At 44.2% G+C, this 26,161-nt stretch carries 28 protein-coding genes, 1 pseudogene and 1 riboswitch; of the genes and pseudogenes, 13 read left to right on the top strand and 16 right to left on the bottom strand.

The window, feature by feature from the left end; genetic code table 11:
* Window positions 1-55: 55 nt before the first annotated feature.
* Window positions 56-283 (top strand): sugar-binding domain-containing protein, encoded by a 228-nt coding sequence (locus LIN98_RS07830; protein WP_005567402.1) that lies wholly within the window; start codon window positions 56-58, stop codon window positions 281-283.
* A 263-nt stretch (window positions 284-546) separates the two neighbouring features.
* Here the strand turns inward: LIN98_RS07830 and LIN98_RS07825 are convergent, their stop codons facing one another.
* Window positions 547-810, bottom strand: a complete 264-nt coding sequence (locus LIN98_RS07825; RefSeq protein WP_005545275.1) for a GrxA family glutaredoxin — start codon at window positions 808-810, stop codon at window positions 547-549.
* A 126-nt stretch (window positions 811-936) separates the two neighbouring features.
* Here LIN98_RS07825 and nfsA point away from each other — a divergent pair, with 126 nt between their 5' ends.
* Genes nfsA through LIN98_RS07810 form a run of 3 tightly spaced genes read left to right on the top strand, consistent with a single transcriptional unit; the run spans window position 937 to window position 2,839 of the window.
* Complete coding sequence (gene nfsA / locus LIN98_RS07820; protein ID WP_005590173.1) at window positions 937-1,671, top strand: oxygen-insensitive NADPH nitroreductase; 735 nt, start codon at window positions 937-939, stop codon at window positions 1,669-1,671.
* A gap of 6 nt (window positions 1,672-1,677) precedes the next feature.
* Complete coding sequence (locus LIN98_RS07815; protein ID WP_005545271.1) at window positions 1,678-2,595, top strand: ATP-grasp domain-containing protein; 918 nt, start codon at window positions 1,678-1,680, stop codon at window positions 2,593-2,595.
* A gap of 52 nt (window positions 2,596-2,647) precedes the next feature.
* Window positions 2,648-2,839: a YqiA/YcfP family alpha/beta fold hydrolase gene (locus LIN98_RS07810; protein ID WP_005567404.1), complete on the top strand. Its 192-nt coding sequence runs from the start codon at window positions 2,648-2,650 to the stop codon at window positions 2,837-2,839.
* Window positions 2,840-2,890: 51 nt separating this feature from the next.
* Here LIN98_RS07810 and LIN98_RS07805 read toward each other — a convergent pair whose 3' ends face one another.
* Entirely contained in the window at window positions 2,891-3,496 is a 606-nt protein-coding gene (locus LIN98_RS07805; protein WP_005567405.1) for a hypothetical protein, read from the bottom strand.
* Window positions 3,497-3,599: 103 nt separating this feature from the next.
* Window positions 3,600-4,994, bottom strand: coding sequence for a class II fumarate hydratase (fumC, locus tag LIN98_RS07800; RefSeq protein ID WP_014167712.1), 1,395 nt, complete (start codon window positions 4,992-4,994; stop codon window positions 3,600-3,602).
* 209 nt (window positions 4,995-5,203) lie between these two features.
* Between fumC and LIN98_RS07795 the strand changes: the two genes are divergently transcribed.
* From LIN98_RS07795 to LIN98_RS07775, 5 genes and pseudogenes are all read left to right on the top strand, one after another.
* On the top strand, window positions 5,204-5,653 hold the full coding sequence (locus tag LIN98_RS07795; RefSeq protein ID WP_005545265.1) for a DNA polymerase III subunit chi: 450 nt from the start codon (window positions 5,204-5,206) through the stop codon (window positions 5,651-5,653).
* A gap of 38 nt (window positions 5,654-5,691) precedes the next feature.
* A pseudogene (gene yqfB, locus LIN98_RS07790) lies at window positions 5,692-5,976 on the top strand (N(4)-acetylcytidine aminohydrolase).
* A gap of 206 nt (window positions 5,977-6,182) precedes the next feature.
* Window positions 6,183-6,611, top strand: a complete 429-nt coding sequence (locus LIN98_RS07785) for a DUF2726 domain-containing protein (RefSeq protein ID WP_080996242.1) — start codon at window positions 6,183-6,185, stop codon at window positions 6,609-6,611.
* An 83-nt stretch (window positions 6,612-6,694) separates the two neighbouring features.
* Window positions 6,695-9,559 (top strand): valine--tRNA ligase, encoded by a 2,865-nt coding sequence (locus LIN98_RS07780; RefSeq protein ID WP_053330372.1) that lies wholly within the window; start codon window positions 6,695-6,697, stop codon window positions 9,557-9,559.
* Between the two features lie 66 nt (window positions 9,560-9,625).
* On the top strand, window positions 9,626-10,519 hold the full coding sequence (locus LIN98_RS07775; protein WP_005545804.1) for a hypothetical protein: 894 nt from the start codon (window positions 9,626-9,628) through the stop codon (window positions 10,517-10,519).
* On the opposite strand, the gene LIN98_RS07770 is transcribed toward LIN98_RS07775, so the two are convergent.
* The 6 genes from LIN98_RS07770 to LIN98_RS07745 form a co-directional block, all read right to left on the bottom strand.
* Window positions 10,516-10,638 carry a hypothetical protein gene (locus LIN98_RS07770; protein ID WP_005573281.1) on the bottom strand — a complete coding sequence of 41 codons (123 nt, stop codon included), beginning with the start codon at window positions 10,636-10,638 and terminating at the stop codon, window positions 10,516-10,518. The two genes, LIN98_RS07775 and LIN98_RS07770, sit on opposite strands and share 4 nt — an antisense overlap.
* Window positions 10,638-10,754 carry a hypothetical protein gene (locus LIN98_RS07765; RefSeq protein ID WP_005545808.1) on the bottom strand — a complete coding sequence of 39 codons (117 nt, stop codon included), beginning with the start codon at window positions 10,752-10,754 and terminating at the stop codon, window positions 10,638-10,640. Before LIN98_RS07765 ends, LIN98_RS07770 begins: the two co-directional genes overlap by 1 nt.
* Entirely contained in the window at window positions 10,748-11,086 is a 339-nt protein-coding gene (locus tag LIN98_RS07760; RefSeq protein WP_005573679.1) for a HipA N-terminal domain-containing protein, read from the bottom strand. Before LIN98_RS07760 ends, LIN98_RS07765 begins: the two co-directional genes overlap by 7 nt.
* A gap of 49 nt (window positions 11,087-11,135) precedes the next feature.
* Entirely contained in the window at window positions 11,136-11,417 is a 282-nt protein-coding gene (locus LIN98_RS07755; RefSeq protein WP_014167717.1) for a helix-turn-helix domain-containing protein, read from the bottom strand.
* Window positions 11,418-11,560: 143 nt separating this feature from the next.
* The gene (locus tag LIN98_RS07750) at window positions 11,561-13,078 is read right to left on the bottom strand and encodes a DHA2 family efflux MFS transporter permease subunit (protein WP_005545812.1); all 1,518 of its coding nucleotides are present in this window, start codon (window positions 13,076-13,078) and stop codon (window positions 11,561-11,563) included.
* Window positions 13,079-13,087: 9 nt separating this feature from the next.
* A complete protein-coding gene (locus tag LIN98_RS07745; RefSeq protein WP_249856103.1) occupies window positions 13,088-14,248 on the bottom strand; it encodes an EmrA/EmrK family multidrug efflux transporter periplasmic adaptor subunit in 1,161 nt (386 codons plus the stop codon).
* A 208-nt stretch (window positions 14,249-14,456) separates the two neighbouring features.
* Here LIN98_RS07745 and LIN98_RS07740 point away from each other — a divergent pair, with 208 nt between their 5' ends.
* Window positions 14,457-14,939: a Dps family protein gene (locus LIN98_RS07740; protein ID WP_005544145.1), complete on the top strand. Its 483-nt coding sequence runs from the start codon at window positions 14,457-14,459 to the stop codon at window positions 14,937-14,939.
* 118 nt (window positions 14,940-15,057) lie between these two features.
* On the opposite strand, the gene rnb is transcribed toward LIN98_RS07740, so the two are convergent.
* The 7 genes from rnb to prfB all read right to left on the bottom strand — a co-directional run bounded on the left by rnb (window position 15,058) and on the right by prfB (window position 22,882).
* Window positions 15,058-17,037, bottom strand: coding sequence for an exoribonuclease II (gene rnb, locus LIN98_RS07735; protein WP_148326188.1), 1,980 nt, complete (start codon window positions 17,035-17,037; stop codon window positions 15,058-15,060).
* 72 nt (window positions 17,038-17,109) lie between these two features.
* A complete protein-coding gene (locus LIN98_RS07730; RefSeq protein WP_005545817.1) occupies window positions 17,110-17,898 on the bottom strand; it encodes an enoyl-ACP reductase FabI in 789 nt (262 codons plus the stop codon).
* Window positions 17,899-17,988: 90 nt separating this feature from the next.
* Window positions 17,989-18,744, bottom strand: coding sequence for a Nif3-like dinuclear metal center hexameric protein (locus tag LIN98_RS07725; protein WP_005566757.1), 756 nt, complete (start codon window positions 18,742-18,744; stop codon window positions 17,989-17,991).
* A gap of 224 nt (window positions 18,745-18,968) precedes the next feature.
* Complete coding sequence (locus LIN98_RS07720; RefSeq protein WP_014167720.1) at window positions 18,969-19,577, bottom strand: 7-carboxy-7-deazaguanine synthase QueE; 609 nt, start codon at window positions 19,575-19,577, stop codon at window positions 18,969-18,971.
* 26 nt (window positions 19,578-19,603) lie between these two features.
* Entirely contained in the window at window positions 19,604-20,029 is a 426-nt protein-coding gene (gene queD / locus LIN98_RS07715) for a 6-carboxytetrahydropterin synthase QueD (protein ID WP_005545823.1), read from the bottom strand.
* A 105-nt stretch (window positions 20,030-20,134) separates the two neighbouring features.
* Window positions 20,135-20,179, bottom strand: a riboswitch (PreQ1 riboswitch).
* Window positions 20,180-20,218: 39 nt separating this feature from the next.
* The gene (lysS, locus tag LIN98_RS07710) at window positions 20,219-21,727 is read right to left on the bottom strand and encodes a lysine--tRNA ligase (protein WP_005566753.1); all 1,509 of its coding nucleotides are present in this window, start codon (window positions 21,725-21,727) and stop codon (window positions 20,219-20,221) included.
* A 56-nt stretch (window positions 21,728-21,783) separates the two neighbouring features.
* Window positions 21,784-22,882 (bottom strand): peptide chain release factor 2 gene (gene prfB, locus LIN98_RS07705; RefSeq protein ID WP_181893445.1). Its coding sequence is split into 2 segments (ribosomal slippage): window positions 21,784-22,806 and window positions 22,808-22,882, totalling 1,098 coding nucleotides; the frame shifts between segments, so codons are not numbered across the junction.
* Between the two features lie 167 nt (window positions 22,883-23,049).
* Here prfB and dsbC point away from each other — a divergent pair.
* From dsbC to LIN98_RS07690, 3 genes are read left to right on the top strand one after another with little or no spacing between them, the layout of a single operon-like run.
* Window positions 23,050-23,733 carry a bifunctional protein-disulfide isomerase/oxidoreductase DsbC gene (dsbC, locus tag LIN98_RS07700; RefSeq protein WP_005545830.1) on the top strand — a complete coding sequence of 228 codons (684 nt, stop codon included), beginning with the start codon at window positions 23,050-23,052 and terminating at the stop codon, window positions 23,731-23,733.
* 12 nt (window positions 23,734-23,745) lie between these two features.
* A complete protein-coding gene (gene recJ / locus LIN98_RS07695; protein WP_148321884.1) occupies window positions 23,746-25,467 on the top strand; it encodes a single-stranded-DNA-specific exonuclease RecJ in 1,722 nt (573 codons plus the stop codon).
* Window positions 25,468-25,475: 8 nt separating this feature from the next.
* Window positions 25,476-26,147, top strand: a complete 672-nt coding sequence (locus LIN98_RS07690; protein ID WP_005570091.1) for a thiol:disulfide interchange protein DsbA/DsbL — start codon at window positions 25,476-25,478, stop codon at window positions 26,145-26,147.
* The last annotated feature ends 14 nt before the right edge of the window (window positions 26,148-26,161 follow it).

Here is a 26,161-nt window from a genome sequence, read left to right as displayed (position 1 = left end):
CACATCAACACCGCAACACGCCTATTTTATTCCCCATGCCAATGACCAAAGTGCGGTGGAAAATCCAAGAGAATTTTACGATTATTTTATGGTGTTGAACGGGCAATTCGTGGGTTATAGCCAAATCAGCCATTGCACCTCTGAATTTGATGTAACGAATTATTTACAGTTAGACGAGAATATCCTCGATATTATCGTGCTGAAATGGTGTGACGGCAGTTATTTGGAGGAACAGGATAAATTCCGTATGTCGGGGATTTTTCGTGATGTTTATCTGCTGTAACGGGATGCGCAGTATTTGCAGGATTTTTCATTAAAACGGAACCGTGGGAGGATTTCAGTGAAGCGAAAATCTCGGAGGAATGTAGCTTTTCCGATGGTGCGGCGCATGAAGTTCAGTGATAATTATTTGACCCGCGCGTTTGGTGGCGGAAAATTATTGTTCGGGGTTTGAGCAAATTATTCTAACGGAACAAATTGCACTATTTTTTTATCATGCAGAAAAATCTAAATGTTTTTTCCACCGCACTTTTTTATTAAGCGAAATTAATCAATATCGCCAAACTGTTCGGCCATTAAGGCCTCAAAATCGGTGCAACCGCCGATCGGCTTGTCACCAATCAGAACCTGCGGCACGGTTTGCACCGGCTTGCCGATGATGTTGGCGATGTCTTCTTTGCTCATGCCTTGCTCGATGATGTCGATGTAACGATAATCAAAATTTTCCACAGTATTTTTTAATTTTTCCGCTAAGGTTTTGGCGCGAACGCAATAAGGGCAGCTTAGGCGACCATAAATTGTAACGAACATAATGTTTCCTTTTGAGTGAATTTGTGCTGATTTTAAGGATTCGCGAAAAAACAATAAAGTGTTTTTCGGCATTCTTGTAATTAGTGTAAGATATGGCGAGTTTAATGTGCTACACAAGGAATTTTTATGTCTGAGAAAAAATATACCTCCGAAACCTTAGATTGTATTTTAGCCCACCGTTCTATTCGCCGTTTTACCGATGAGCCTGTTGATGACAATATTATCGACCGTTTGGTGAATGCGGCGCGTTTTGCTTCTACGTCCAACCATTTGCAATGTGTTTCCATCGTGCGTATTACCGATCAGGCGATTCGTGAGCAAATGATGGTGTACAGCTCCAATCAGGAGTATGTGAAATCCGCGCCTGAATTTTGGGTATTCTGCGTCGATTTTAATAAGCATAAACAAATTTGCCCGACGGCGCAGCTGGATTATGCGGAAGTGTTGCTGATCGGCGCGGTGGACACCGGCATTATGTCGCAAAACGTGCTGTTGGCGGCGGAAAGTTTAGGATTAGGCGGGGTGTATATCGGATCCTTGCGTAATGAAATGGAAGCAGTGGGCAAATTGCTCAATCTGCCGGAACATTGCCTGCCGATGGTGGGAATGTGTTTGGGCTATACGGATCAGGATCCGCCGAGCAAGCCACGCCTGCCGAAAGAAACCCTGTTTTTTGAAAACCGTTATCAGCCGTTGGATACCACCAAACTGGACGAATATAACGCGACGGTTGCTGACTATTATTGTCAGCGCAGCAACATTGACATGGATTGGTCGCGCAATGTGATAAAAAGTTTGGATAAGCCGATTCGTCCGAACGTATTGGCTTATTTGCAGCAACAGGGCTTTATTAAAAAATAATTTTGTATGAAATTCTTAATGTTGTGCCGTGAGCCGCGTTTATATAGCTGTCAACGGCTCAAGGATGCGGCAGAGGAAAACGGGCACCAAATGGATATTTTGGATCCGAATCGTTGCCTGATAAAACTCCAAAAAAATCCACCGCACTTTGTGTTGTATTATCAAGCGGACGCGGAGAGTGAGGCGCAGCTTTTGCCACATTATGACGCGGTGTTGCCCCGCTTCGGCACCACCAGTATGCTTATGGGCTGTCGCGTGTTGCATTATTTCCAAGCGCAAGGCGTTCCTTGTTTGAATAACGTCGATGCCTTTCGCAACGCCCGCGATAAATGGCTTAGTCTGCAAATGTTGCTGCAACAAGGTGTTGCGGTGCCGGATTCTTTGCTCGCCGGCATTGAAGTCAATGCTAATCATGCGGTGCAACACATCGGCGCGCCAACCATTTTGAAAACCTTGAGCGGTTCTCAGGGCATCGGCGTGATTCTGGCGGAGCGAACAAAAAGTGCGGTCAGTATTTTGGAAACTTTAAAACAAGCGGACGTGCCGGTGTTGTTGCAGGAATTTGTGGCAGAAGCCGACGGCACGGATGTACGCTGTTTTGTGATTGGCGGACGGGTGGTTGCCGCCATGCAACGGGTCGGGCAAAACGGTGAATTTCGCGCCAATTGTCATCGTGGCGCGACAGCAGAAAAAGTGGTGTTGACCGAACAGGAAAAGCAAATCGCCTTGCGTGCGACCAACGCGCTCGGCTTAGATGTTGCCGGTGTGGATTTGATTCGCTCGGCGAAAGGCCCGTTGGTGTTGGAAGTGAATGCCAGCCCGGGGCTTGAAATGATTGAGAAAACCAGCGGTATTAATATCGCGTTACAAATGATTTTATATTTAGAGCAGAAAATCCGTAATCAAGTTGGAGTAATAAAATAATTATTTATTTACACGGTTTTGATTCCGGTAATTTTGTAATTATGAAAAAGTGATGCAATTAAAATTTATTGACGACGATGTGCGTTTTGTGAATTGCAGCACCCTGCATCCACGTCACGACATGACGTTTTTGCTCAATGAAGTGCATAATTGGTGTCCCAATCTAAAGACGAAAATCCACTCATTTGCGGTGTTGGTTTGTCAGTTATTGGGCGGAACATATCGGCTTTTTGTGCGGCATTAAGCAAGCAATTTTTAACCCGAATTTATTCCCGTAGGGAAATATGACAGGCAGTTAACCTAATTCCGGATCTTGATCCTGAAATTGAAAATTCGGCGGCAGTTGCGGGCTGGCGTCATCTTCGCCCAGCGGGTCCACTTCCGGCGTGCGTTTAAACTTCTCCGGTGAGTTTGCATTTTTTTCTTTTCCCAATAACTGCGGTTGTAATTGAATAAAGTTGCTGTTCGGCGACAACCAAATGCTAATCAGCGCTTGTGCAAATTGCGGTTCGAATTCATGATCCAAAATGGTGTCGTTTAAAATGAAATAGCTTTTTTCCGGCAGGGCGACAAAACGCAAAATGTCGTTAGGTGAGAAGTCGGGAAAAAGCTGCTGCATTTGCTTCAACCACAAATCGCCTTGCGCTTTATCCACGTTGAGATGTTCCATTTCTTTCGCCAGGCTGATGGCAAAATTTTTGCCTTCAATGGGTTTTTCGTATTTAAAGGAAAGCATAAACGGCAACTGATTGGCTTCATAAGCCCCGTTTTCCGTTTCTAACTCGATGGTATAAACGAGGAACGGACCCCAGTTATAATCGGCGTTTCCGACATTGAGCCAGTGCGCCGAAAGTGCGGTAGGAAATAAAGTTAAAATGAATAACAGCGATTTTAATTTCATAAAAAGTCCGTCATAAAAATTTATGTGGGCGATTATAGCAAAAAAGACGGGAAATTGATCCCGCCTTTCTTCATTATTAATGGTTTAATTTAATGTGTAAGCCTTATTTTAAGCTGCCCACCATATCTTCCGGACGCACCCATTTGTCGAAGTCTTCGGCGGAAACCAAACCGAGGTTAATGGCTTCTTCACGCAAGGTGGTACCGTTTTTGTGTGCGGTTTTTGCGATTTTCGCCGCATTTTCGTAGCCGATATGGGTATTAAGTGCGGTCACCAACATCAATGAATTTTCAAGTTGTTGTTTAATGCGCAGATAGTTCGGCTCGATACCGGTTGCGCAGTGTTCGTCGAAGGAAACGCAGGCGTCTGCCAATAATTGGGCGGATTGCAGGAAGTTGGCGATCATCACCGGGTTGAACACGTTCAATTGGAAATGACCTTGTGAACCGACGAACGAGATGGTGGTGTCGTTACCGAACACTTGCGCGCACACCATGGTCATGGCTTCGCATTGGGTCGGATTCACTTTACCCGGCATGATGGAAGAGCCCGGTTCATTTTCCGGAATTAAGATTTCGCCGATACCGGAACGCGGACCGGATGCCAATAAACGAATGTCGTTGGCGATTTTGAACAAGCTCATGGCTAATTGACGTAATGCACCGTGGGTTTCCACGATGGCATCATGCGCCGCCAAGGCTTCGAATTTGTTTTCGGCAGTGATGAACGGCAAACCGGTAAATTTCGCGATGTATTCCGCCACTTTCACGTCATAACCTTTCGGTGTATTCAACCCCGTACCCACAGCAGTACCGCCGAGGGCTAATTGACGCAAATGCGGCAGGGTATTTTTCAACGCGATTAAACCGAAGTGCAATTGCGCCGCATAAGCGGAGAATTCCTGACCTAATGTGAGCGGGGTTGCGTCCATTAAATGCGTACGACCGATTTTCACCACATCTTTGAAGGCTTCGGATTTTGCCGCGAAGGTTTTTTGCAAACGTTCTACTGCAGGAATGGTAGTTTCTACCACTTTTTTGTAAGCCGCAATGTGCATTGCTGTCGGGAAGGTGTCGTTGGAGGATTGGGATTTATTCACATCGTCATTCGGGTGAATGATGGATTTTTCGCCTAATTTACCGCCGTGTAAAACGTGTGCGCGGTTTGCCACCACTTCGTTCACGTTCATGTTGGATTGCGTACCGGAGCCGGTTTGCCAGATAACCAACGGGAATTGATCGTCTAATTTGTTGGCTAAAATTTCATCGCAGGCTTGCGCGATCAAATCGCGTTTTTCCGCAGGCAATACGCCGAGATCCGCATTGGCAAACGCCGCCGCTTTTTTCAAATAACCAAAGGCTTCGATAATTTCATGTGGCATAGATGCCGCGGGACCGATTTTAAAATTATTGCGGGAACGTTCGGTTTGTGCAGCCCAATATTTGTCTGCCGGAACTTGAACTTCACCCATAGTGTCTTTTTCAATGCGAAATGCCATTGTGATTACCTCTTAATGATTAACAAGATTAACCAGATTCTAGCACTGGTAAACGAATCTATGAACCGAAATTACAAACAGAAAAACGGTTTTGTGACCTAGATCATAAAGTGCGGTTCGCTTGCAAAACGTTTCGGAAATTAACATTTTCTATTTGAGCTGATTTCCGCTAAAATCTTGCGACTCATTTTTCATATTTAGGGCTTTATATGCCAAAAAATGCGCAATTCTACCTGCTTTCCGATGCCTCTCCCGCACAGACGAATTTGTCTGCGGTGGAAAGCCTTGCCTGCAATTTGGCGGCGTCCGCCTGGCGTTTGGGAAAACGGGTTCTGTTGGCGTGTGAAAATGAAGCGCAGGCGCTCAATATTGATGAAGCCCTTTGGCAACGGGAACCGGACGAATTCGTCCCGCACAACCTTTCCGGCGAAGCCACCACGTATGCCACGCCCATCGAAATCAGCTGGACGGGCAAACGCAACGCACAAAGCCGCGATTTGCTGATTAATTTACAACCGCAGCTGCCGGAATTCATCAACAGCTTTAACCAAATTATCGATTTCGTACCCGCCGAAGAACAACAAAAAGCTTTAGCGCGGGAACGTTATAAACAATTGAGGCAGTTGGGCTGGGAATTGAGTACGGAGCAGGCGGGGTAGAAGGTCGTAAAAACTCTGAAAAAAATGACCGCACTTTTATGAACGACATCACTTTTTATCAATGTTTCCAAGATGATATTCTCGCCGGACGAAAAACCATCACCATTCGGGATAAATCCGAAAGCCACTTTAAAGCCGGTGATATTTTACGTGTCGGGCGGTTTTAAGATGATGAATATTTCTGCACAATTGAAGTGTTAAGTGTTTCACCGATTACCCTTGATGAACTGACGGAACAACACGCGAAACAAGAAAATATGACGTTGGCGGAGTTGAAAGAGGTGATTAGTGAGATTTATCTGAGTAAAAAAAGTTTTTCATAATTACATTTAATCAAATATAAGGTTCAAAAATGAAAGTTGTTATTCTAATTTTGGCTATATTTCTTTCATTTATTTTTTAAAGTAAAAGAAACAAGAAGAAAAATAAAATTTTCACTACTTATCAACCGCAAGAATTTTCAGAGAAAGAGAAGGAAAATATACGACAAAAACTAATTCTATCTACAGATTTCAAAACAATACCAATAATGAATAAAAGTGAGTTTAATATATTCAAATCACTAACAGATCTATTGAATGATGAAAAGTATAAGGGAAAAAATTTTAGACTATTCTCTCAAGTTGGACTTGGTGGCATTATAAATACAAAGACACCTTATAAATCAGCTTCTCAAAATGAGAAAAATGCTTTTTTGGCAATAAATTCATTAAGAGCTGATTTTATTATTCTAGATTGTTTGGGTTATCCTGTAGTACTAATTGAATATAATGGTTACGGACATAATATAGAAAATCCTGCTTATCGAGATATTCGCAAACAATATGCTTGTCAACAGGTTAATTTACCTTTAGTTATCTTTTATTTTAAAGATGATAAGAACGCAGCGATTGAAGAGAATAATAGAAAATTAGAAGAAGTTTCAAGAATTTTGCTTTCTCATACTGTTAGAAAATAATTCCATAAAGTGCAACTTGCTGCACTGTTCTCATTTTAATCAAAAGGTGCACCAAATTGCACCCTACCAAAGAGAAAATATAAATGACACAAAAATTCGAAATGGCAGACCGTTTTAATCCGTCTGCGGTAGAGCAAGCCCTTTATCAACACTGGGAAGAAAGCGGTTATTTTAAACCGTCGGAAGAGGCGAATGCGCCGAGTTATTCTATTGCCATTCCGCCGCCGAATGTGACGGGGAGTCTGCACATGGGGCACGCGTTCCAGCAAACCTTGATGGATACCTTAATTCGTTTTAACCGCATGGAAGGACATAATACCCTCTGGCAAGCGGGAACCGACCATGCGGGCATTGCAACCCAGATGGTGGTGGAGCGCAAAATTGCCGCGGAAGAAAATAAAACCCGTCATGATTATGGTCGTGAGGCCTTTATCGACAAAATTTGGGAATGGAAAGCGCAATCCGGCGGCACCATTAGTCAACAGATTCGCCGCTTGGGTAACTCCGTGGACTGGACGCGTGAGCGCTTCACGATGGATGACGGTCTTTCCGACGCGGTGAAGGAAGTGTTTGTGCGTTTACACGAAGAAGGCTTGATTTATCGCGGCAAGCGTTTAGTGAACTGGGATCCGAAACTGCACACCGCCATTTCTGATCTGGAAGTGGAAAACAAAGAATCCAAAGGCAGCCTGTGGCATTTCCGTTATCCGCTGGCGAACGGTGCGAAAACCGCAGACGGAAAAGATTATTTAGTGGTGGCGACCACCCGTCCGGAAACCATGTTGGGCGATACTGCCGTTGCCGTTCACCCGGAAGATGAACGTTATCAGTCTTTAATCGGCAAAACCGTTGTACTGCCGCTGGCAAATCGTGAAGTTCCTATTATTGCCGATGATTATGTGGATCGTGAGTTCGGTACGGGCGTGGTGAAAATTACCCCGGCGCACGATTTCAATGACTACGAGGTGGGTAAGCGCCATCAGTTGCCGATGGTCAATGTATTGACGCTGAACGCGGATATTCGTGATGAAGCGGAAATTATCGGCACCGATGGTAAGCCTATGGCGGGCTATGAAGCGCTTATTCCGGCAGATTATCGTGGCTTGGAACGTTTCGCCGCGCGGAAGAAAATCGTGGCGGATTTTGAAGCCCTTGGTCTTCTTGATGAAATCAAACCGCACGATTTGAAGGTGCCTTACGGCGATCGCGGCGGCGTGCCGATTGAGCCGATGCTGACCGACCAATGGTATGTGAGCGTGAAACCGCTCGCCGAAGTAGCGATTAAAGCGGTGGAAGACGGCGAAATTCAATTTGTGCCGAAACAATACGAAAACCTGTATTTCTCTTGGATGCGTGACATTCAGGATTGGTGTATTTCCCGCCAACTTTGGTGGGGACACCGCATTCCGGCGTGGTATGACGCGGAAGGCAACATTTATGTGGCGCGCAGTGAAGCGGAAGTGCGGTCAAAATATCAGTTAAATCCTGATGTGGCACTTAAACAAGATGAAGACGTGCTGGACACTTGGTTCTCCTCCGGTTTATGGACGTTCTCCACGCTCGGCTGGCCGCAACAAACCAAAGAATTGAAAATGTTTCATTCAACGGATGTGCTGATTACCGGTTTTGACATTATTTTCTTCTGGGTGGCGCGCATGATTATGTTCACCATGCACTTCATCAAAGACGAAAACGGCAAGCCGCAAGTGCCGTTCAAAACCGTGTATGTGACGGGCTTGATTCGTGACGAAAACGGGAAAAAAATGTCGAAATCCAAAGGCAACGTGATTGACCCGTTAGACATGATTGACGGCATCAGCCTTGAAGATTTGGTGGCAAAACGCACCGGCAACATGATGCAACCGCAATTAGCGGAGAAAATCGCCAAATCCACCCGCAAAGAATTCCCGGAAGGCATTGTGGCGCACGGCACCGACGCCTTACGTTTCACCCTCGCCGCCCTTGCAACGAACGGTCGCGACATTAACTGGGATATGAAACGTTTGGAAGGCTACCGCAACTTCTGCAACAAATTGTGGAACGCCAGCCGCTTCGTGCTTACCAATGAAAAGCTGGATTTAAGCCAAGGCGAAATTGAATTTTCCGTTGCCGATCGTTGGATCCAATCGGAATTCAACCGCACTGTGGAAACCTTCCGCAACGCATTAAGCCAATTCCGTTTTGACTTATGTGCCACCGCGCTTTATGAATTCACTTGGAACCAATTCTGTGACTGGTATTTGGAACTCACCAAGCCGGTATTCGCAAACGGCAACCAAGCGCAAATTCGCGCGACAAGCCAGACCTTGGTGCATGTGTTAGAGAAATTACTGCGTTTAGCGCACCCGGTTATTCCATTCATTACCGAAGAAATCTGGCAGAAAGTGAAAGGTTTCGTCGGCATTGACGCCGACAGCATTATGTTGCAGCCGTTCCCGCAAGTGGACATGACGGCGTTTGATGTGGACGCGGAAGCCGAAATCGCATGGTTGAAAGAGGTCATCGTCGCCGTACGTAATATTCGCGCCGAATGCAACATTGCGCCGAGCAAAGGTTTGGATTTGTTATTCCGTAATATTCCGGCGGACGAGCAAAAAATACTGGAAAAACAGACCGCACTTTTAACAGCCATGGCGAAGTTGGATAACGTTAGTGTGCTTAAGGAAGGCGAACAAGCCCCGTTAGCGGTGGCAAAACTAGTCGGCAACACCGAGCTTCTCGTGCCGCTGGTGGGCTTCATCAACAAAGATGCCGAGCTTGCCCGTTTGACCAAAGAGATTGAAAAATACCAAAACGAAGTCAAACGCATCGAAAGCAAACTCAGCAACGACGCCTTCGTCGCCAAAGCCCCGGAAGCCGTCATCGCCAAAGAACGCGAAAAAATGGCCGAATACCAATCCGGATTGGAAAAAATCCGTGAGCAGTATAAGGTGATTGAGGCGTTGTAGTTGAAGAATTATGTCCCTTCTGTTTATTTTCAGAAGGGATATTTTTTATTGTGAAGGATGAGAATAATGAAAGATATTTATTTTGGAAAAATATACCCTTTAGAAAAACATATATCTTTAACAAATAAACCTTCGTTATGTAAACAACAAATTAAATTTTTGAATCCTCTTTTATTACAAACTACGTTTACGGAAGACAATTTTGAACAATATGATCTTAAAGTAACTTTTTTCCAAGGAAATCGATTTGCTCAAACCTTGCATTTCTGTTCTTACTCTCCGAATAAACTATTTGATACTAAAGCAGAATTAAATGCAGTACTTTTTGATAAATTAGATAGAAAAGAAAGTTTAGGAAGTGTTGTTATTGCATCAGGTGTAATTCCTTCGGAAGAAAGCTTAGTCATAAAAAATTCTTCTTGGTTTATCCGTAGTTCTGATACGTTAGATAAAAATGAATTTTTCCATTTGAGCAATGAGTGGCGTGCGATAGATGGCCGAGGTATGGCTATTTTTGAATCTTTTGGTACGGTGACAAATGCTTATAGGCAAGTGTTTTTAATTATGTTGGCTTTAGCATATTACAGCGCGTTACATAAAATTAGCGAAGAGTTAGCAAATGTTTTGGCTAAGCCGAATAATATTCAAGAGTTGGATAAGTTGTATACTGAAGCAGCAATTTTTAATGCGCGTTATTATTTTGATAATCCAATTGAGTTTTCTCGTTATCCGACATTTCGTGCTTGGGAACATATACGAGAGGCATATCATCTTAGAGATAAAAACAATGAGGTTACTTCTCAGTTGGCACAGGTCCACCAAATATTGAGTTATACTCAACAAAAAGCAGAACAGTGTATTAATGAAAAACGTAATTGGAGGTTAGGATTAATCGGGGTTATTTTAGCCGGTGCAGGACTGATTGAGGTTATAGATATACTTATTCAATGGTTGTCTTAGCCGAACTTCAGGCAAAGCCATTCGTTCTCGCAATTATGGGAAAGATTAAGTTGCTCCTGTCCGACGATACCGATAGGTAATTTAAAAATATGGCTGGTAGCGGGGAATGTAGGGGACATTACCATTGATTTTGATAGTAGAGTAGAGCCGTTTTTTCCTGTGTGCCGACAAGCGAAATGAGAAAATCATCGGTTTCTTCCATGCCTAACGGAAAAGTGCGGTAGTTTTTCAACACGTTTTACACTTCTTATCATTTAACGGCTCCGCATAAATTTGCCGAACAGAGCGACTTTCACCGTGATAAAGTTGAATCGCCCCAACGCAATCCTGCTCAATAGCCGAAAGCAAATCAAAGGGGGATTTGGTCGAGGTCTGGAAACGTTGCTGAATGCGTGAACGAATTTGTTCATTGTCGGGCAAAAGATTATCGAAGAAATTGTAAACCGAATCCTCTCGGTAAACTTTATGGGATAAAGGCAATGATAATGAAATTGGACGGGAGCGCGCAGAATCAAGCCATTTTGGGGGATATTGAAATTCCGTCGGCCATTTGTGAGCTTTCGCCATTCGCCGACCAGCAAGCCGTTCATTGCGACTTTCAAGATAGCGTTATTCATTACCACGCCTCATCGTCATCGGAAAATGCAGGTGTTGGTTCGCTGATTAAATTTTCCGTAACCGCGGATTTTTTGCGCGGTTGTACGATAAGTTCTAACTCTAATCCTGCCAAAATTTTAAATAACGTTTCTAATTTCGTGCGTTCCGGCTCATTTTCAAAAACCGATATTCTGGCTTGGGTGGTGCTAGCAAGCTTGGCGACATCTGTTTGTGAGAGGTTGCCTTGATAACGAAATTCCCGAATAACATGAGAAAGCATTTTTGCGGTGGTAATAACCATTTTTGCTCCTTATACGCCATAGCATATAGATTTTATTTTATACGCTATGAAGTATAGAATTGTGTTTATATCTTGTAAAGTATAAATTATGGTTTATATCTTATGCGATATAAAATAAAATGATTAAAATTCCTACCGCACTTTTAATGGCGACCGCTAAAAGGGGGTTTAGCAAACCAGACTAAGATGAACAAAATAAGGAACATAATCGCAGATAGCCAAAAGATTTCGTTGGCACCGATAATAAAGCCTTGTGAAGTAATATTGCGGGCAAGTATAGAAGAGGTTTGTTCTTCACTCATGCCGAAACGCTCCATCATGTAATAATACTGTTGTGCGATAAGGTTGTACGGTGTAATGGCTTCGGTGAGTTGAGTATGATGCACGACTTCACGATTATACCATAAAAACGTAGTGAACGAGGTTCCCACGGAACCGGCAAGCGTGCGCAAAAAGTTGAACAGACTTGAAGCCGATGCCATTTTATGTGCCGGCAAGTCCGATAACGTAATGGTTGTCAACGGCATAAAGAAACAGGCAACCGCCAAGCCCTGCACCGTTTGCGGTAATATCACATTAATGAACGTCATATTCGGCTCAAAGGTAACGGCACGCCAATAAAAGGTGACGGCGTACACCACGAAACTGATAGTGACCAAAATACGCATATCGATTTTGTAACCGAATTTGCCGATAAGTGGCGATAGCAAAATCGGAAATAAACCCACAGGTGCGGAAGCCAAGCCTGCCCAAGTGGCAGTATAGCCGAACACTTGTTGAAGCAATAATGGGATCAGCACGACGGATCCAAGGTAGATCAAAAATGCCAGGCTGGTGGATAAGCAACCGACGGTAAAATTGCGTTGCTTAAACAAAGAAATATCCACCACAGGGTTGTCATCAGTTAGTTCCCAAATCACCAACGCGGTTAAGGTAACGGCAGAAACCACGGCAAGAATAATGATTTCGTTGGAACTGAACCAGTCCTGTTCGCGCCCTTGATCCAACATTAATTGCAAACAGCCGACACCTAATACCAATAAGATCAAGCCGACGGTATCAATGGGTTGGTGCTGAATTTCACTTTCCCGTGGTGCCAAAATTTTCCAGCTGAAACCGATGACGATTAAGCCGATGGGGACGTTAATAAAGAAAATCCAGCCCCAGTGCAGGTTGTCGCTAATCCAGCCACCGAGAATCGGGCCGAAAATCGGCGCCACAACCACCGTCATCGCCCAAAATGCCAGCGCCATTCCGCGTTTTTCCGGCGGGTAATTATTGAGTAGTAAACTTTGGGATAAAGGAATAATCGGACCTGCCGCCAACCCTTGGAATATTCGGCATAAAATCAACATTTCCAAACTGTGGGAAATGCCGCATAGCCAAGAGGCGAAGACAAAAAGTGCGGTCGAAATTAAGAATAATTTTACCTCGCCGAAGCGTTTGGCGAGCCAGCCGGTGATAGGAATGGAAATGGCGTTCGCCACCCCGAAAGATGTGATGACCCAAGTGCCTTGGCTGAATGACGCGCCGAGATCGCCTGCAATGGTGGGAATCGCCACATTGGCAATGGTAGAATCCAACACTTGCATGAATGTGGCGAGGGATAACGCCAGCGTAATTATGCCAAGGGCGACGCCTTCAATCGGTTTTTGCATCATTCCAAAACTCTAGTTGGTATTGTCGCTGATAATTTTTTCAATCAAATTTTCCAGCGCACTTTGGTCGTAATCTAGGGTGTTGGTGGAGTAGAGCGGTGTCGTGCGTTTCTTCTGCGATAAGATTTCACCGCTCGTGTCGGCAATATTCACTTCAACCAAGGTAGATAAGCCGATTCGCAAGGGGTAACGGGCAAGTTGTTGCGCGTCTAAGCTAACGCGCACCGGCACCCGTTGTATCACTTTGATCCAGTTGCCGGTGGCATTTTGTGCAGGCAATAAAGAAAATGCACTGCCGGTGCCCATTTCAATGCCTTCTACTTTGCCATCGAATTTCACATCATGACCATATAAATCAAAAGACAGTTTTACCGGTTGTCCGATTCGCATATCTTTCAGTTGGGTTTCTTTGAAATTGGCATCCACCCACATTTTGTCGTTGGAAATAACAGCCATTAATGTACTGCCAACAGCGACTTTTTGCCCGATTTGTGTGCTGCGACGTGCCACATAACCGTCCACCGGGCTGACAATTTTGGTGCGTTGTAAATTTAACCAAGCCTGTTTTAGCGAACTAATGGCTTTTTGAATTTCCGGTTGTTCCTTAAGCGGCACATTCAGAAGTAAGGATTGATTGGCGGCAAGCTGATTTTTAACCGCTTTCAGATTCGCCTCTGCGATCACTACGGCTTCTCTGGCATGTTGCAGCGATTCTTTATCAATTGCGCCGCTTTTCCCCAGCATTTCACGACGCGCTAAGTCACCCTGTACTTTATTCAGTGCAATTTGATTGGCTTGAACGGTAGCTTCAAGCTGTTTGACTGTATAACCCAGTTGTGAAATTTGACGTACGGCGCTTGCCAAAGTATTTTGTGCTTGGCTGAAACTCAGTTGATAATCGGCATCATCAAGCTCCAGTAATACATCGCCGGCGTGAACTAAATCCATATTTTCCGCGTTAATTTGGCGCACATTACCGGCAATTTGTGCGGAAATCATCACTTGATTGCCACTTACATAGGCATCTTCGGTAGTTTGATAGGTTTTTACAAAAAAGAACCAGTACAGTCCGCTCAAGAAGCTAATAAGAATCAAAATAAAAAAGAAAATACCTAATGCTTTTCGGCGTGTGTTTTTTGATTTTTCAACTTGTGGTTGGCTTACTTCGCTCATTTATTATCCTTAACTTTAATACTTTGAAAATTATTATTTGTTATTTGATTTTTAAAGTCTATCAATTCTATTTAATGTAACAACTTGCTCTATTATGAACTTTTTTCTATACTCAAGCGAATAAAATGCTCGGTCTTGTAGTTTAGATCGTTTATCTTTTTTATTAAATTAGTAAGATGCACAAACCATAAAGTAGAGGAGAAATATTATGTCAAAAACATTTATTGGTTTAGATACTGCTCAATCAGAAATGTTGGCTTCAAAGTTAAATGAATTATTAGCGACTTACCAAGTTTTTTACACCAACGTGCGTGGCTATCACTGGAATATTAAAGATGTCAATTTCTTTGAATTACATGCAAAATTTGAGGAAGTTTATACTGACCTTGTGGAAAAAGTAGATGGGGTTGCAGAACGCATTTTAACTTTGGGTTATACACCAAATAACGCATTCAGTCAGTATTTAACTCTCGCACGTATTAAAGAAGATATTGCTGTAAGCAACGCAATTACTTGTTTAAAAGGCACGCTAGAAGGCTTTAAAGTGTTGCTTGCCCAACAGCGGGAGATTTTAGCCCTTGCCGGCGAAGCCGGTGATGAAGGCACTGTTTCACAAATGAGTGATTACATAAAAGAGCAAGAAAAACTGGTTTGGATGTTCCAGGCAGCTTGTCAAGCTTGTGCAAGCTAATTAATTAGCTAAAAAAATAATCCTGCTTAAATAAATCGTTAAGCAGGATTTTTTTGGTCAAAAGTGCGGTGATTTTTTCGAGCGTTTTGAAAACATCTTTAAGATTCACCGCACTTTTTTACTTGATGACCATCCCCATAATACTATGTGTTGCTTCCTTCACTTCCGTGAGTTGCACGCGTAAAATATCTCCGATCTTGTAAAGACGCTGATCTTTGACATAGAAGGCGATTTCGTCGGTATTGATAACAATTTCCTCTTTGTTGTCGTGCAAGGTTGAGGCAGGAATAAATATGGACGCGCCGTTTGCCAACAATAAAACACGTAAACCTCCACGGGTAATATCTTGTACTTCTGCTTCAAATTCCACTTTTTCGGCAACTTTATCGGCAAGATAGCGACAATATAGCCAATCGGCAATGTCACGTTCCACCAGGCGATTTTGGCGGCGGGCTTCTTGCAAGCGCACCAGCACGCTTTCTTCCGGTTTTTCATAAGGGCGATGGGCTAAATAAGCTTTAATCAGGCGATGATTCACCATGTCGGAATATTTCCGAATCGGTGACGTCCAAGTAGCGTAACCGTTCAATCCCAGCCCAAAGTGCGGTGCCAATTCCGCTTTAAATTCTGCAAAAGTTAAGAATCGACGCAGGCGGAATTCCAAATAATCCCCTTCAATCGGTTCAATATCGTGACGCATTTGGCAGTAGCCGTTTAGCGTCGCTAAATGCTCTACGGTATAGCGGGCTTGTAGTTCCGCTTTGTTTTCTTCGTTTGCTAAACTGGCTAACAGAAAATGATGGGCGTTTTCCAGGAATTTTTTGTCGAATCCGCTGTGCGTATTGAAAATACCGCATTGCAGGTTTTTCTGTAAAAATTGAGCGGCGCAGATATTGGCGATAATCATGGATTCTTCCACGATTTGGTTGGCAATACGGCGATATTCCGCCTTAATTTCCTGCACCTTGCCGTTTTCTCCCAACACGAAAGAATAATCCGGTTTTTCTTTAAACAATAGGGCATGGGTTTTGCGCCATTGTGTTCTGGCAAGGCTAAATTGATGCAGCCAATGAATTTGCTGTGCCATGTCTTGGTTTTCCGGCTGCCAGGCATTTTCTTTGCCTTCTAAATAATCGGACACCCGACTATAAGTCAATTTAGCTTTCGATTGTACATTCGCTAACACAAATTTTGCCGGCGCGATGATATTGCCCTGTAAATCCGTTTGAATATAACAAACCAGTGCGGGACGGGTTTCGTTAGGTTTTAAGGAACAAAGCTCGTCGGAGAGTTCGCGTGGTAACATTGGGATGTTGAAGCCCGGCAGATAATTGGTGAAACAGCGTTGCTTAGCATCTTTCTCGATTTGCGAATCCAAGCTGATATAAGCCGTCGGATCGGCAATCGCCACAAGCAATTGCCAGCCGGTTTGCTCATTATTTGAGGTTAACGGCTCAATATATAAGGCGTCATCCATGTCCTGCGTGGTTTCCGAGTCGATGGTGACGAAGTGAAGTGCGGTCAGATTTTCGCGCGTTTCTTTATCCTGCATTTCATATTGATCTTGCCCCTGAACAGGCTCACGTGGTTGCTCGTGACGGGCAAGGGTGACCCACCAAGGCGCCAATTCATCATCGGCGTGGCAAATGAATTGGGTAATTTGCGCATAGAAAAAACGATCATCACGCAGCGGATGAGTTTTAAGTGATGCCACCACCCAATCGCCTTCCTGTAACTCTTTTTTTACGGATTTGTTTTGCGCGGCGCCAATGGGTTGATTGATATTCGGGTGATCGACCAATACCTGTAATTTCTTGTCTTTATTGAACCGCACTTTGGCGATAAAACGGGTGAGTATTGGTTCGATCAGGGCTTCCGGTTCCGCTTGTTCTTTGTCGCCCTGTTTTTCAATAGTGGCGCTGATTTTGTCGCCGTGCATCACTTTTTTCATTGCCGGCGGTGCAATAAAATAGCTTTTTTTGTCACATTCTAAAAAACCGTAAGCTTTATCAGTGCTTTTTACCGTGCCTTCCACACGTTCTTTGCTGTCGTGAATTTGTTGTTTTAATTGGGCGAGTAGGGGATTATCTTGAAACATAACGTCTAATAATTGGTATAAAAACTAAAAAGGCAGGTTAAAAAACCTGCCGATAAGTGAAGGAAGAAAAAATTATTCTTCGCCTAATTCTCCCATGGCGGTGATGCTGAAACCGGCATCCACGTGCACGATTTCACCGGTGATGCCGGAAGCTAAACCAGAACATAGGAATGCGGCGGAGTTGCCCACATCTTCAATGGTTACGGTGCGGCGTAATGCCGCAGTTTTCTCAAAAGCAGAAAGCATTTTCTTGAAGTTTTTGATGCCGGATGCCGCCAAGGTACGAATCGGGCCGGCAGAAATGGCGTTCACACGAATGCCGTCTTTGCCTAAATCCGCTGCCATTACGCGGGTTGCCGCTTCAAGAGAAGCTTTGGCTAAACACATGACGTTGTAGTTAGGAATAGCACGTTCTGCGCCCAAGTAAGAAAGGGTAAGTAAGGCGGCGTTTGGATTCAAATACGGGCGTGCCGCTTGCGCCATTGCCACGAAGCTGTAAGCACTGATGTCGTGGGCGATGCGATAGCCTTCACGGGTCGCCGCGTTCACGTAATCGCCATCGAGTTGATCGCCCGGTGCGAATGCAATGGCGTGCACGAAACCGTCAAATTTATCCCAGTGTTTGCTTAATTCCGCAAAACAGTTTTGAATGCTTTCATCAGTGGCAACGTCCAACGGAAGCACGATGTTCACACCGAATTCTTTGGCAAATTCTTCTACGCGCGGTTGTAATTTTTCATTTAAATAAGTGAAAGCCAGTTCCGCACCTTGTTCTTTCATCGCTTTCGCAATGCCGTAGGCGATGGAACGATTGCTGGCGAGACCTGTGACTAAAATACGTTTACCTGTTAAGAAACCCATAGTTATTCCTATTTGTTTTAGTGAAAAAATTGGCGAGATTATACTTGTTTTGCCGACCTTGAGCAATGTAACGATTTTTGGTTTAACCAGTTACGCCGGATTATCCATATCCTTAAATTCCACCTCAAAACCATATTCGTTTGCCAGCCATTCGCCTAATGCTTTCACCCCGTAACGTTCGGTGGCGTGATGACCGGAGGAAAAGAAATGAACCCCTTGTTCTCTGGCGGAATGAATGGTTTGTTCCGAAACTTCACCGGTGATAAAGGCGTCACAACCTTGTGCGGCGGCAAGATCTATATAACCCTGTCCGCCGCCGGTACAAATACCGACTTTGCGAATAAAGTGCGGTCCGTTTTCCGTGCAAATTAACGGTTTGCGGGCGAGTGTTTGCTCAATGCGTTGGGCAAATTGTTCGGCGCTAAGCGGTTCTTTTAAAGTGCCCCAAACCGGGATGCTGAAGCTGCCTTGTTCCAATGGTTGAAGGTTTTCAATGCCTAATAATTGGGCTAATTGGGCGTTGTTGCCCAGTTCGGGGTGGACGTCCAGTGGCAGATGATAGCCGTATAAATTGATGTCATTTACCAGCAACGCCTTGATACGTCTGCCTTTCATGCCGCGAATACAAGGGTTCTCACTTTTCCAAAAATAACCGTGATGAACGAGTAGCGCGTCGGCTTTTTGTGCAACGGCATAGTCAATTAAGGCTTGGCTGGCGGTCACGCCGGTGATGATTTTTTTAACTTCAGGTTTGCCTTCTACCTGTAATCCGTTCGGCGCGTAATCATTGATAAGATGGCTGCTGAGCTTTTGATTAAGTAGATTTTCCAGGGCTAAATTTTGCATAACTATTCTCTGAATAAAGAAAGGAATGGCGTAATGATAATGGCTTTGGGGAGGAATAAGAAGAAAAAAATGACCGGTGCGAAGATCTTTTGGTAAAGACATGGGGGAGTTGTTTGCACCGGCCACTGTGTTTAAGAATGACGACCACCTTAAATAAAAACAGCTTCATTATACAATTTAATATATAGCGATCAAGTAAAATCTGCTTATTTCGTTAAAAAAATTTATTCAATGCCAATTAATTTATGTGTTTGTACACTTAATAACCATTTTGGTCTGTTTACACGTTGATTTAATTGCCCAAGTTGGGTGATGGTTTCCAGCAAATTCATTTTGCCGTTAATTTCACAAGGAGAAAGGTAATAGCGCTCGGCGCGGATTTTGTCTTCAATAAGTTCACAAAATGCCATAACGTTTTCATCTGCAACGATACGAACTTCATGGGCAAAATCAATACAACGTCGTTCATATTTGTGTGGATACAAGCGTTTCGGACTGGTCGCGATGTAATCAATTTGTGGTGGGATCGGTTTCAGCCCATTGGTTTCAATGGCGAGGAAATAACCTTCCGATTTCATTTGTTCAAGCAGGATTTCAATATTTGGAACAATCGTCGGTTCGCCGCCGGTGATGATAATATTCTTTGAAGAAAATGACCGCACTTCTTCCATCACTTGCGCCAGCGTCATGCGTTCGAATTGATTATAATTAGTATCACACCAAGGACAGGCGAGATTGCATTTGCCGAAGCGCACGAAAATGCACGGCATACCGGTGTTAAAACCTTCGCCTTGCAGGCTTTCAAAAATCTCAACGATGTTGTAAGAAGGCATAAAAACACTGCTATTTTGCACCGCACTTATTCCCCATATTCGCAAAATGATGTGGGCGTTTCCCATAGACGAATGGCGGAAACGGGAAGGTTTTTCTGATATTTCAACTGATTAAAAATAAATTGAGCCAATTGTTCCGCCGTAGTGCGAAAAGGGACACCGAAGGTTTTAGAATCAAGCTGTTGCAATAGAGATGCGATTTTGCTCTCACGTTCACTGGTTTGATCGTAAATAAATGCGTGATCCATCGGTTCCAATATGGCGTGATTGACGATTTTCTTCAAATCGCTGAAATCAATAACCATGCCTTGTTTCGCACCTTCCTGATACAAATCTCCACGCACTTCCACCTGCAATTTATAGGTGTGCCCGTGTAAATTCTGACACTTCCCATCATGCCCATCCAACAGATGCGCCATATCAAAGCTAAATTCTTTAGAAACTTTAAACATACTAAGCCTATTAATTCGGTTAATCGTTATTTAGGCATTGCCGCCCGAATAAAATTCAATCGGTGATCACAAATGTGTTTTGAAAGGAGAAGTTGAAATGTCATGTGATACCTAGTTTTTTTATGTAGGAGGTTTGCGAACTACAGAAAAAGCGATGACCTTTTCAGATCATCACTTTTTTCAAGGTTATTACCTCTGCCGCATTGCCGGGAATAAAATCACATCACGGATAGATGGCGCGTTGGCGTAGAGCATTGCCAGGCGGTCGATGCCTAAGCCCTCGCCAGCTGTTGGTGGTAAGCCGTGTTCGAGTGCGATCACGAAGTCTTCATCTTTAAACATCGCTTCGTCATCACCGGCTTCTTTGGCGGCGACTTGTGCGTCGAAACGGTCGTTTTGGTCTTCGGCGTCGTTTAATTCTGAGAAGCCGTTACCGATTTCACGTCCGCCGATGAAGAGTTCAAAACGGTCTGTGACTTCCGGATTTTCATCGTTACGACGGGCGAGCGGTGAAATTTCAGCAGGGTGAGCCATTAAAAAAGTCGGCTGAATTAAGTGATGTTCTGCCACTTCTTCAAAGGTGGCGTTCACAATGCTGCCTAAGCCCCAGGATTTTTGTACTTCAATGCCTAAGCGTTCTGCGGTAGCTTTGGCACGGTCGAAGTCGTATAAATCTTCTTTTACGATGCCTTTTTCGGCGCCGTATTTAATGGTGGCGTCGTGTAAGGTGATACGCTCGAACGGTTTGCCGAAATCAAATTCTAAGTCGCCATATTTCACGATGGTGGTGCCTAAAATATCAATCGCCAATTTGCGCAATAATTCTTCGGTGTTGTCCATTAAATCATGGTAATCGGCGTAGGCTTGGTAGTATTCCAGCATGGTGAATTCGGGATTGTGACGCACGGAAACACCTTCGTTGCGGAAATTGCGGTTCAATTCGAATACGCGTTCAAAGCCGCCCACCACTAAACGTTTTAAGTAAAGTTCCGGTGCGATACGCAAATACATATCCACGTCTAAGGCATTGTGATGTGTGACAAACGGACGAGCCGCTGCACCACCCGGAATCACTTGCAACATTGGGGTTTCCACTTCCATGAAGCCTTTGGAAAGGAAATATTCACGAATGCCGGCGACGACTTTAGAACGAATGATGAAAGTGCGGCGGGATTCTTCGTTAGAAATTAAATCCAAATAACGTTGACGATAACGCACTTCTTGGTCGGTTAAACCGTGGAATTTGTCCGGCAGCGGGCGAAGGGCTTTGGTTAATAACTGAACTTTGGTGGCTTTCACGGTGAGTTCGTCGGTTTTGGTTTTGAATAGCGAACCTTTAATACCGACAATGTCACCCAAATCCCAGTGACCTACATCATCTTTATAAACGCCTTCAGGCAAGTTATCGCGCGCCACATAAAGCTGAATTTTGCCGCTCATATCTTGAATGGTGATAAAGGTGGCTTTACCCATGGCGCGACGAGTCATGATACGTCCGGCAACGGTAACTTCAATGTGTTTTTCTTTTAATGCTTCGCCCTCTTCGGCATCATATTTATCGTGCAAATCCTGTGCAAGCGCATCGCGACGGAATTGGTTCGGGAAGGCATTGCCTTTGGCGCGCAAGGCGGCTAATTTTTCACGACGCACCAACATTTCGCCGTTCAGGTCTAATTCTTTGACTTCTTGTTCTGACATTTTTGTTTACCTTTCATTTTTAACTTTAAAAAACGTTCTTAAAAACGACCGCACTTTTACAAGCCGGCCTTTAAACTCGCTTCAATAAAACGATCCAAATCGCCGTCTAACACCGCTTGCGTATTGCGGTTTTCAATGCCGGTGCGTAAATCTTTAATGCGGGAATCGTCCAACACATAAGAACGAATTTGACTGCCCCAGCCGATGTCGGATTTATTGTCTTCCATGGCTTGTTTGTCGGCGTTTTTCTTTTGCAATTCCAGCTCGTACAACTTCGCTTTTAACTGCTTCATTGCCTGGTCTTTATTCTTGTGCTGGGAACGGTCATTTTGACATTGCACTACAATGCCGCTTGGTATGTGGGTAATTCGCACCGCACTTTCGGTTTTGTTTACGTGCTGACCGCCTGCGCCGGACGCGCGATAGACATCGATACGCAAGTCTGCCGGATTGATTTCGATGTCAATGTCGTCGTCAATTTCAGGATACACAAATGCGGCACTGAAAGAGGTATGGCGACGGTTATTGGAATCGAACGGGCTTTTGCGCACCAAACGGTGAATGCCGGTTTCGGTGCGTAACCAACCGAAGGCGTATTCGCCGCTCACTTTGATGGTGGCGGATTTCAACCCTGCCACATCGCCGTCGGAAACTTCCATTAATTCGGTTTTGAAGCCTTTGCTTTCCGCCCAACGCAAATACATCCGTAATAACATTTCCGTCCAGTCCTGCGCTTCCGTACCGCCTGAACCCGCTTGTAAATCCACATAGCAATCGCAGGCATCGTGTTCACCGCTGAACATACGGCGGAATTCTAATTTTTCGAGTTGTTGTTCAAGCGCATTTAATTCGGTGATGGCTTCGTTGAAGGTGTCTTCATCACCCGCTTCCACGGCAAGTTCCAACAGTCCGTCCACATCTTCCAAGCCTTGTTCCAGATTTTTAATGGTGTTGACCACCAGTTCTAAAGAAACGCGTTCTTTGCCGAGCGCCTGCGCTTTCTCTGCATCGTTCCATACGTCAGGCTGTTCCAGTTCGGCGTTGACTTCTTCTAAACGCTCCAGTTTGGCGTCGAAGTCAAAGATACCCCCGAAGCACGGAAGTGCGGTCGGTTAAATCGGCGATTTTATTTTTGATAGGATTAATTTCAAACATGATAATGAATTTCGTAAAAAGGTAAATTAAGTGCGGGATTATAAGGGATTTTGCGGGAATTGGGTAGAGCGAACGAAACTCCAACTGTGAAATTCTGTGAATTTTGCATAACGCGTCAATTACTTTTATAATTCACGCTCAATTTCACTTATTTAGGAACAACAGAAATGAAAAAAATTATTACTACGCTTTCTCTTTTGGCTATATCTATGAGTGTAACGGCAAATGATGTTGCACTGAAAAGTAAATTGGAAAAGCTTGGTGTGAAAGATATTGATATTCAAACTTCACCGATTAAAGGCTTGAAAACTGTCGTAAGCGACCAAGGCATTTTTTACGCAAGTGAAGACGGCGAATATTTATTACAAGGTAAAATCTACAAATTAACCGATAAAGGCATTAGCAACGTCACTAATAAAGTGTTGCTGGATAAATTAAATGCGCTGAAAAATGAAATGATTGTGTATCCGGCAAAAAATGAAAAACACGTCATTACTGTATTTATGGATATTACCTGCCATTACTGCCATTTGTTACATCAACAAGTGAAAGAATATAACGACTTAGGCATTACCGTACGTTATTTGGCGTTCCCGCGTGCAGGTATGGAGAGTCAAACTGCAGGGCAAATGGAAGCGATTTTTACCGCAAAAGACCCAACATTCGCTTTAAACGAAGCGGAAAAAGGCAATCTTCCAAAAGAATTGAAGACCCCGAATGTGGTGAGAAAACATTATTTGCTTGGCGCTCAATTTGGTGTAAACGGAACGCCGACTATCATTACCAGTGAAGGCGAAGTTATTGGTGGTTATCTAAAACCTGCTGATTTACTTGCGGCGTTAGAAGGATAATACAGGTCAGCTGTGCAAAAACAAATCTTACGCCGTGAAGTGCCGGCAGGTAATAAACTCTGTGACGATCCGCTCTTGGATCGTCTCTATCGCTCGCGGCACATTAAAAACGCTTGCCAGTTAGACCGCACTTTAGCCGCCATTCACAACCCGAATCTGATGTCCGGTTTGGATGATGCTGTAGCGCTTTTGCTGGAAGCCTACGAAAAACAGCAAAAAATCGTTATCGTCGGCGATTTCGATGCGGACGGTGCGACAAGCACGGCATTGGCGGTGTTGGCGTTGCGCCAGCTTGGTTTTGTCAACGTCGCTTATTTGGTACCGAATCGCTTCGAGCAAGGTTACGGTTTAAGTGTTGCAGTGGCGCAAGAGGCATTGGCGCTGGATGTTGAACTGCTTATCACGGTGGATAATGGTGTGTCTTCTCATGAGGGCGTAGCGTTTCTAAAAGAACGGGGCGTGAATGTTATCGTCACCGACCATCATTTGCCGCCGGAAAGCTTGCCGAGTGCCGATGCCATCATCAATCCGAATCTTGCCCATTGCGGTTTTCCGTCGAAAAATCTTGCCGGTGTGGGCGTGGCGTTTTATCTTATGCTTGCTTTGCGGGCGAAATTTCGTGAATTGGGCATGTTTGACGCCAAAAATCAGCCGAATTTCACCGAACTGCTGGATTTGGTGGCGTTAGGTACGGTGTCTGATGTAGTGCCGTTGGATCAAAACAATCGCATTCTGGTGTATCAGGGCTTGGCGCGTATTAAAGCGCAGCGTTGCCGTTTTGGTATTCGAGCTTTGGCAGAAGTGGCAAAACGGGATTTAGCGGGATTTTCCGCATCGGATTTGGGTTTTTCTATTGCACCGCGATTAAATGCGGCGGGACGTTTGGATAATATGTCCGTAGGCGTTGAATTATTGCTAGCAGAAGACATGGAAAGCGCCCGTGCCTTGGCGTTAGAATTAGACGGCTTAAATCAAGTGCGCAAAGAAATCGAGCAGGGCATGAAGCTGGAAGCTTTAAAAATATGCCAAAATCTCACCGCACTTGAAAACCAATTGCCACATTCCATCGTGCTGTATCAGGCGGATTGGCATCAAGGTGTACTGGGCATTGTGGCATCGCGTATTAAAGACCAATTTCACCGCCCGGTGATTGCCTTTGCACAGGAGCAAGATGGCATTTTAAAAGGTTCCGCACGCTCCATTCCGGGTTTACATATTCGTGATGCGCTGGAACGGGTTTATTCGCAGCACCCGGATTTAATTTTAAAATTCGGCGGTCATGCAATGGCGGCGGGCTTAAGCATTAATGAAAACTATTTTGCCGATTTTCAACGCATTTTTAACGAGACGGTCAGTGAGTTGTTGGCTCAGGAACAATTACAAGGCAGCATTTGGACGGATGGCGAACTGAGCGTGAATGAGCTGAATCTGAATACGGCGGAACGTTTAAAATCTGCCGGCCCTTGGGGGCAAGCCTTCCCCGAACCTTTATTTGACGGCGAGTTTAAAATCCTACAACAGCGCTTGGTAGGGGAAAAACATTTAAAAATGATGGTGGAATCCAAACTGGGCGGACCATTGATGGATGCTATCGCATTTAATGTGGATACGCGCTATTATCCTGATTTATCAATAAAAACAGCAAAACTGGTATATAAGTTAGACATTAATGAATTTCGCGGCAATCGGGATATTCAGTTATTAATTGATTATATTGAACCTTTAGAGAATTAGAGTCAGTCATGTTGCGGGTCGGATTGTTTATCATGCTATTATGCGTAGGCGGATTCGCTGCGGCACAAGCCGGTGATGAATCCGTTGCGCCTGATCCTGCTGTTTTGCTTGATGAAGAAAGTCCGGAATTTGAAGATGGCAAAGATTATTTCTCTTACGAATATCCTATCGCCATGCCTGCCCGTAATGATCACCGCGTTATTATTCAGTTCTTTTTTGATTATGACTGCCGTGTTTGTTCCTCCGCACAGGATATTTTAGAACTTTACACGCAAATCAACCGTGATCGTGTAGTATTGGAAGAATTCCCCGTCGCTACCAACAAAGCGCGCTTCACTGCCGGTGTTTTCTTCAGTTTACAAGCTTTAAATGTGGAGCATCTGTCTTCCGCATTACTGTTTGAAACCTCGGAACGGCAGCGTTATATCAAATTATCCCGCATTGAAAATCTGGTACATTGGCTGCAAAAACAAGGCATTGAGCGCGATAGTTTCTTGGAAATGTATCATTCCGATCAGATTCACCAAAAAGTGAATAACGCCGTGCTGATGACGGAAGAGTATGGTGTGTTCACCTTTCCTTATGTGATCATCAACGGCAAATACGTTTTGACCGCCAGCACGCTGTATAACGATGATTATGCGCTCGCCGTGTTGGATTTTTTAGTAAATAGAAAATAATAACGCAAGGATAA

The organism is Aggregatibacter actinomycetemcomitans (assembly GCF_023518055.1).
Classification (GTDB): domain Bacteria; phylum Pseudomonadota; class Gammaproteobacteria; order Enterobacterales; family Pasteurellaceae; genus Aggregatibacter; species Aggregatibacter actinomycetemcomitans.
The sequence above is the reverse complement of the archived record's forward strand: the minus strand, read 5'-3'. Positions and strand labels throughout refer to the sequence as shown.

Excerpts from the sequence above, each read along its gene's own strand:
- dsbC (WP_005545830.1), top strand. The coding sequence starts at position 23,050 with ATGAAAAAAATTATTACTACGCTTTCTCTTTTGGCTATATCTATGAGT.
- LIN98_RS07780 (WP_053330372.1), top strand. The coding sequence starts at position 6,695 with ATGACACAAAAATTCGAAATGGCAGACCGTTTTAATCCGTCTGCGGTA.
- nfsA (WP_005590173.1), top strand. The coding sequence starts at position 937 with ATGTCTGAGAAAAAATATACCTCCGAAACCTTAGATTGTATTTTAGCC.
- LIN98_RS07725 (WP_005566757.1), bottom strand. The coding sequence starts at position 18,744 with ATGCAAAATTTAGCCCTGGAAAATCTACTTAATCAAAAGCTCAGCAGC.
- LIN98_RS07805 (WP_005567405.1), bottom strand. The coding sequence starts at position 3,496 with ATGAAATTAAAATCGCTGTTATTCATTTTAACTTTATTTCCTACCGCA.
- LIN98_RS07755 (WP_014167717.1), bottom strand. The coding sequence starts at position 11,417 with ATGGTTATTACCACCGCAAAAATGCTTTCTCATGTTATTCGGGAATTT.
- LIN98_RS07785 (WP_080996242.1), top strand. The coding sequence starts at position 6,183 with ATGAATAAAAGTGAGTTTAATATATTCAAATCACTAACAGATCTATTG.
- LIN98_RS07730 (WP_005545817.1), bottom strand. The coding sequence starts at position 17,898 with ATGGGTTTCTTAACAGGTAAACGTATTTTAGTCACAGGTCTCGCCAGC.
- LIN98_RS07750 (WP_005545812.1), bottom strand. The coding sequence starts at position 13,078 with ATGATGCAAAAACCGATTGAAGGCGTCGCCCTTGGCATAATTACGCTG.
- LIN98_RS07825 (WP_005545275.1), bottom strand. The coding sequence starts at position 810 with ATGTTCGTTACAATTTATGGTCGCCTAAGCTGCCCTTATTGCGTTCGC.
- LIN98_RS07720 (WP_014167720.1), bottom strand. The coding sequence starts at position 19,577 with ATGCCTTCTTACAACATCGTTGAGATTTTTGAAAGCCTGCAAGGCGAA.
- fumC (WP_014167712.1), bottom strand. The coding sequence starts at position 4,994 with ATGGCATTTCGCATTGAAAAAGACACTATGGGTGAAGTTCAAGTTCCG.
- queD (WP_005545823.1), bottom strand. The coding sequence starts at position 20,029 with ATGTTTAAAGTTTCTAAAGAATTTAGCTTTGATATGGCGCATCTGTTG.
- LIN98_RS07690 (WP_005570091.1), top strand. The coding sequence starts at position 25,476 with ATGTTGCGGGTCGGATTGTTTATCATGCTATTATGCGTAGGCGGATTC.
- LIN98_RS07760 (WP_005573679.1), bottom strand. The coding sequence starts at position 11,086 with ATGGCGAAAGCTCACAAATGGCCGACGGAATTTCAATATCCCCCAAAA.
- LIN98_RS07740 (WP_005544145.1), top strand. The coding sequence starts at position 14,457 with ATGTCAAAAACATTTATTGGTTTAGATACTGCTCAATCAGAAATGTTG.
- LIN98_RS07745 (WP_249856103.1), bottom strand. The coding sequence starts at position 14,248 with ATGAGCGAAGTAAGCCAACCACAAGTTGAAAAATCAAAAAACACACGC.
- rnb (WP_148326188.1), bottom strand. The coding sequence starts at position 17,037 with ATGTTTCAAGATAATCCCCTACTCGCCCAATTAAAACAACAAATTCAC.
- LIN98_RS07795 (WP_005545265.1), top strand. The coding sequence starts at position 5,204 with ATGCCAAAAAATGCGCAATTCTACCTGCTTTCCGATGCCTCTCCCGCA.
- LIN98_RS07770 (WP_005573281.1), bottom strand. The coding sequence starts at position 10,638 with ATGTCCCCTACATTCCCCGCTACCAGCCATATTTTTAAATTACCTATC.
- LIN98_RS07775 (WP_005545804.1), top strand. The coding sequence starts at position 9,626 with ATGAAAGATATTTATTTTGGAAAAATATACCCTTTAGAAAAACATATA.
- LIN98_RS07810 (WP_005567404.1), top strand. The coding sequence starts at position 2,648 with ATGCAATTAAAATTTATTGACGACGATGTGCGTTTTGTGAATTGCAGC.
- LIN98_RS07815 (WP_005545271.1), top strand. The coding sequence starts at position 1,678 with ATGAAATTCTTAATGTTGTGCCGTGAGCCGCGTTTATATAGCTGTCAA.
- lysS (WP_005566753.1), bottom strand. The coding sequence starts at position 21,727 with ATGTCAGAACAAGAAGTCAAAGAATTAGACCTGAACGGCGAAATGTTG.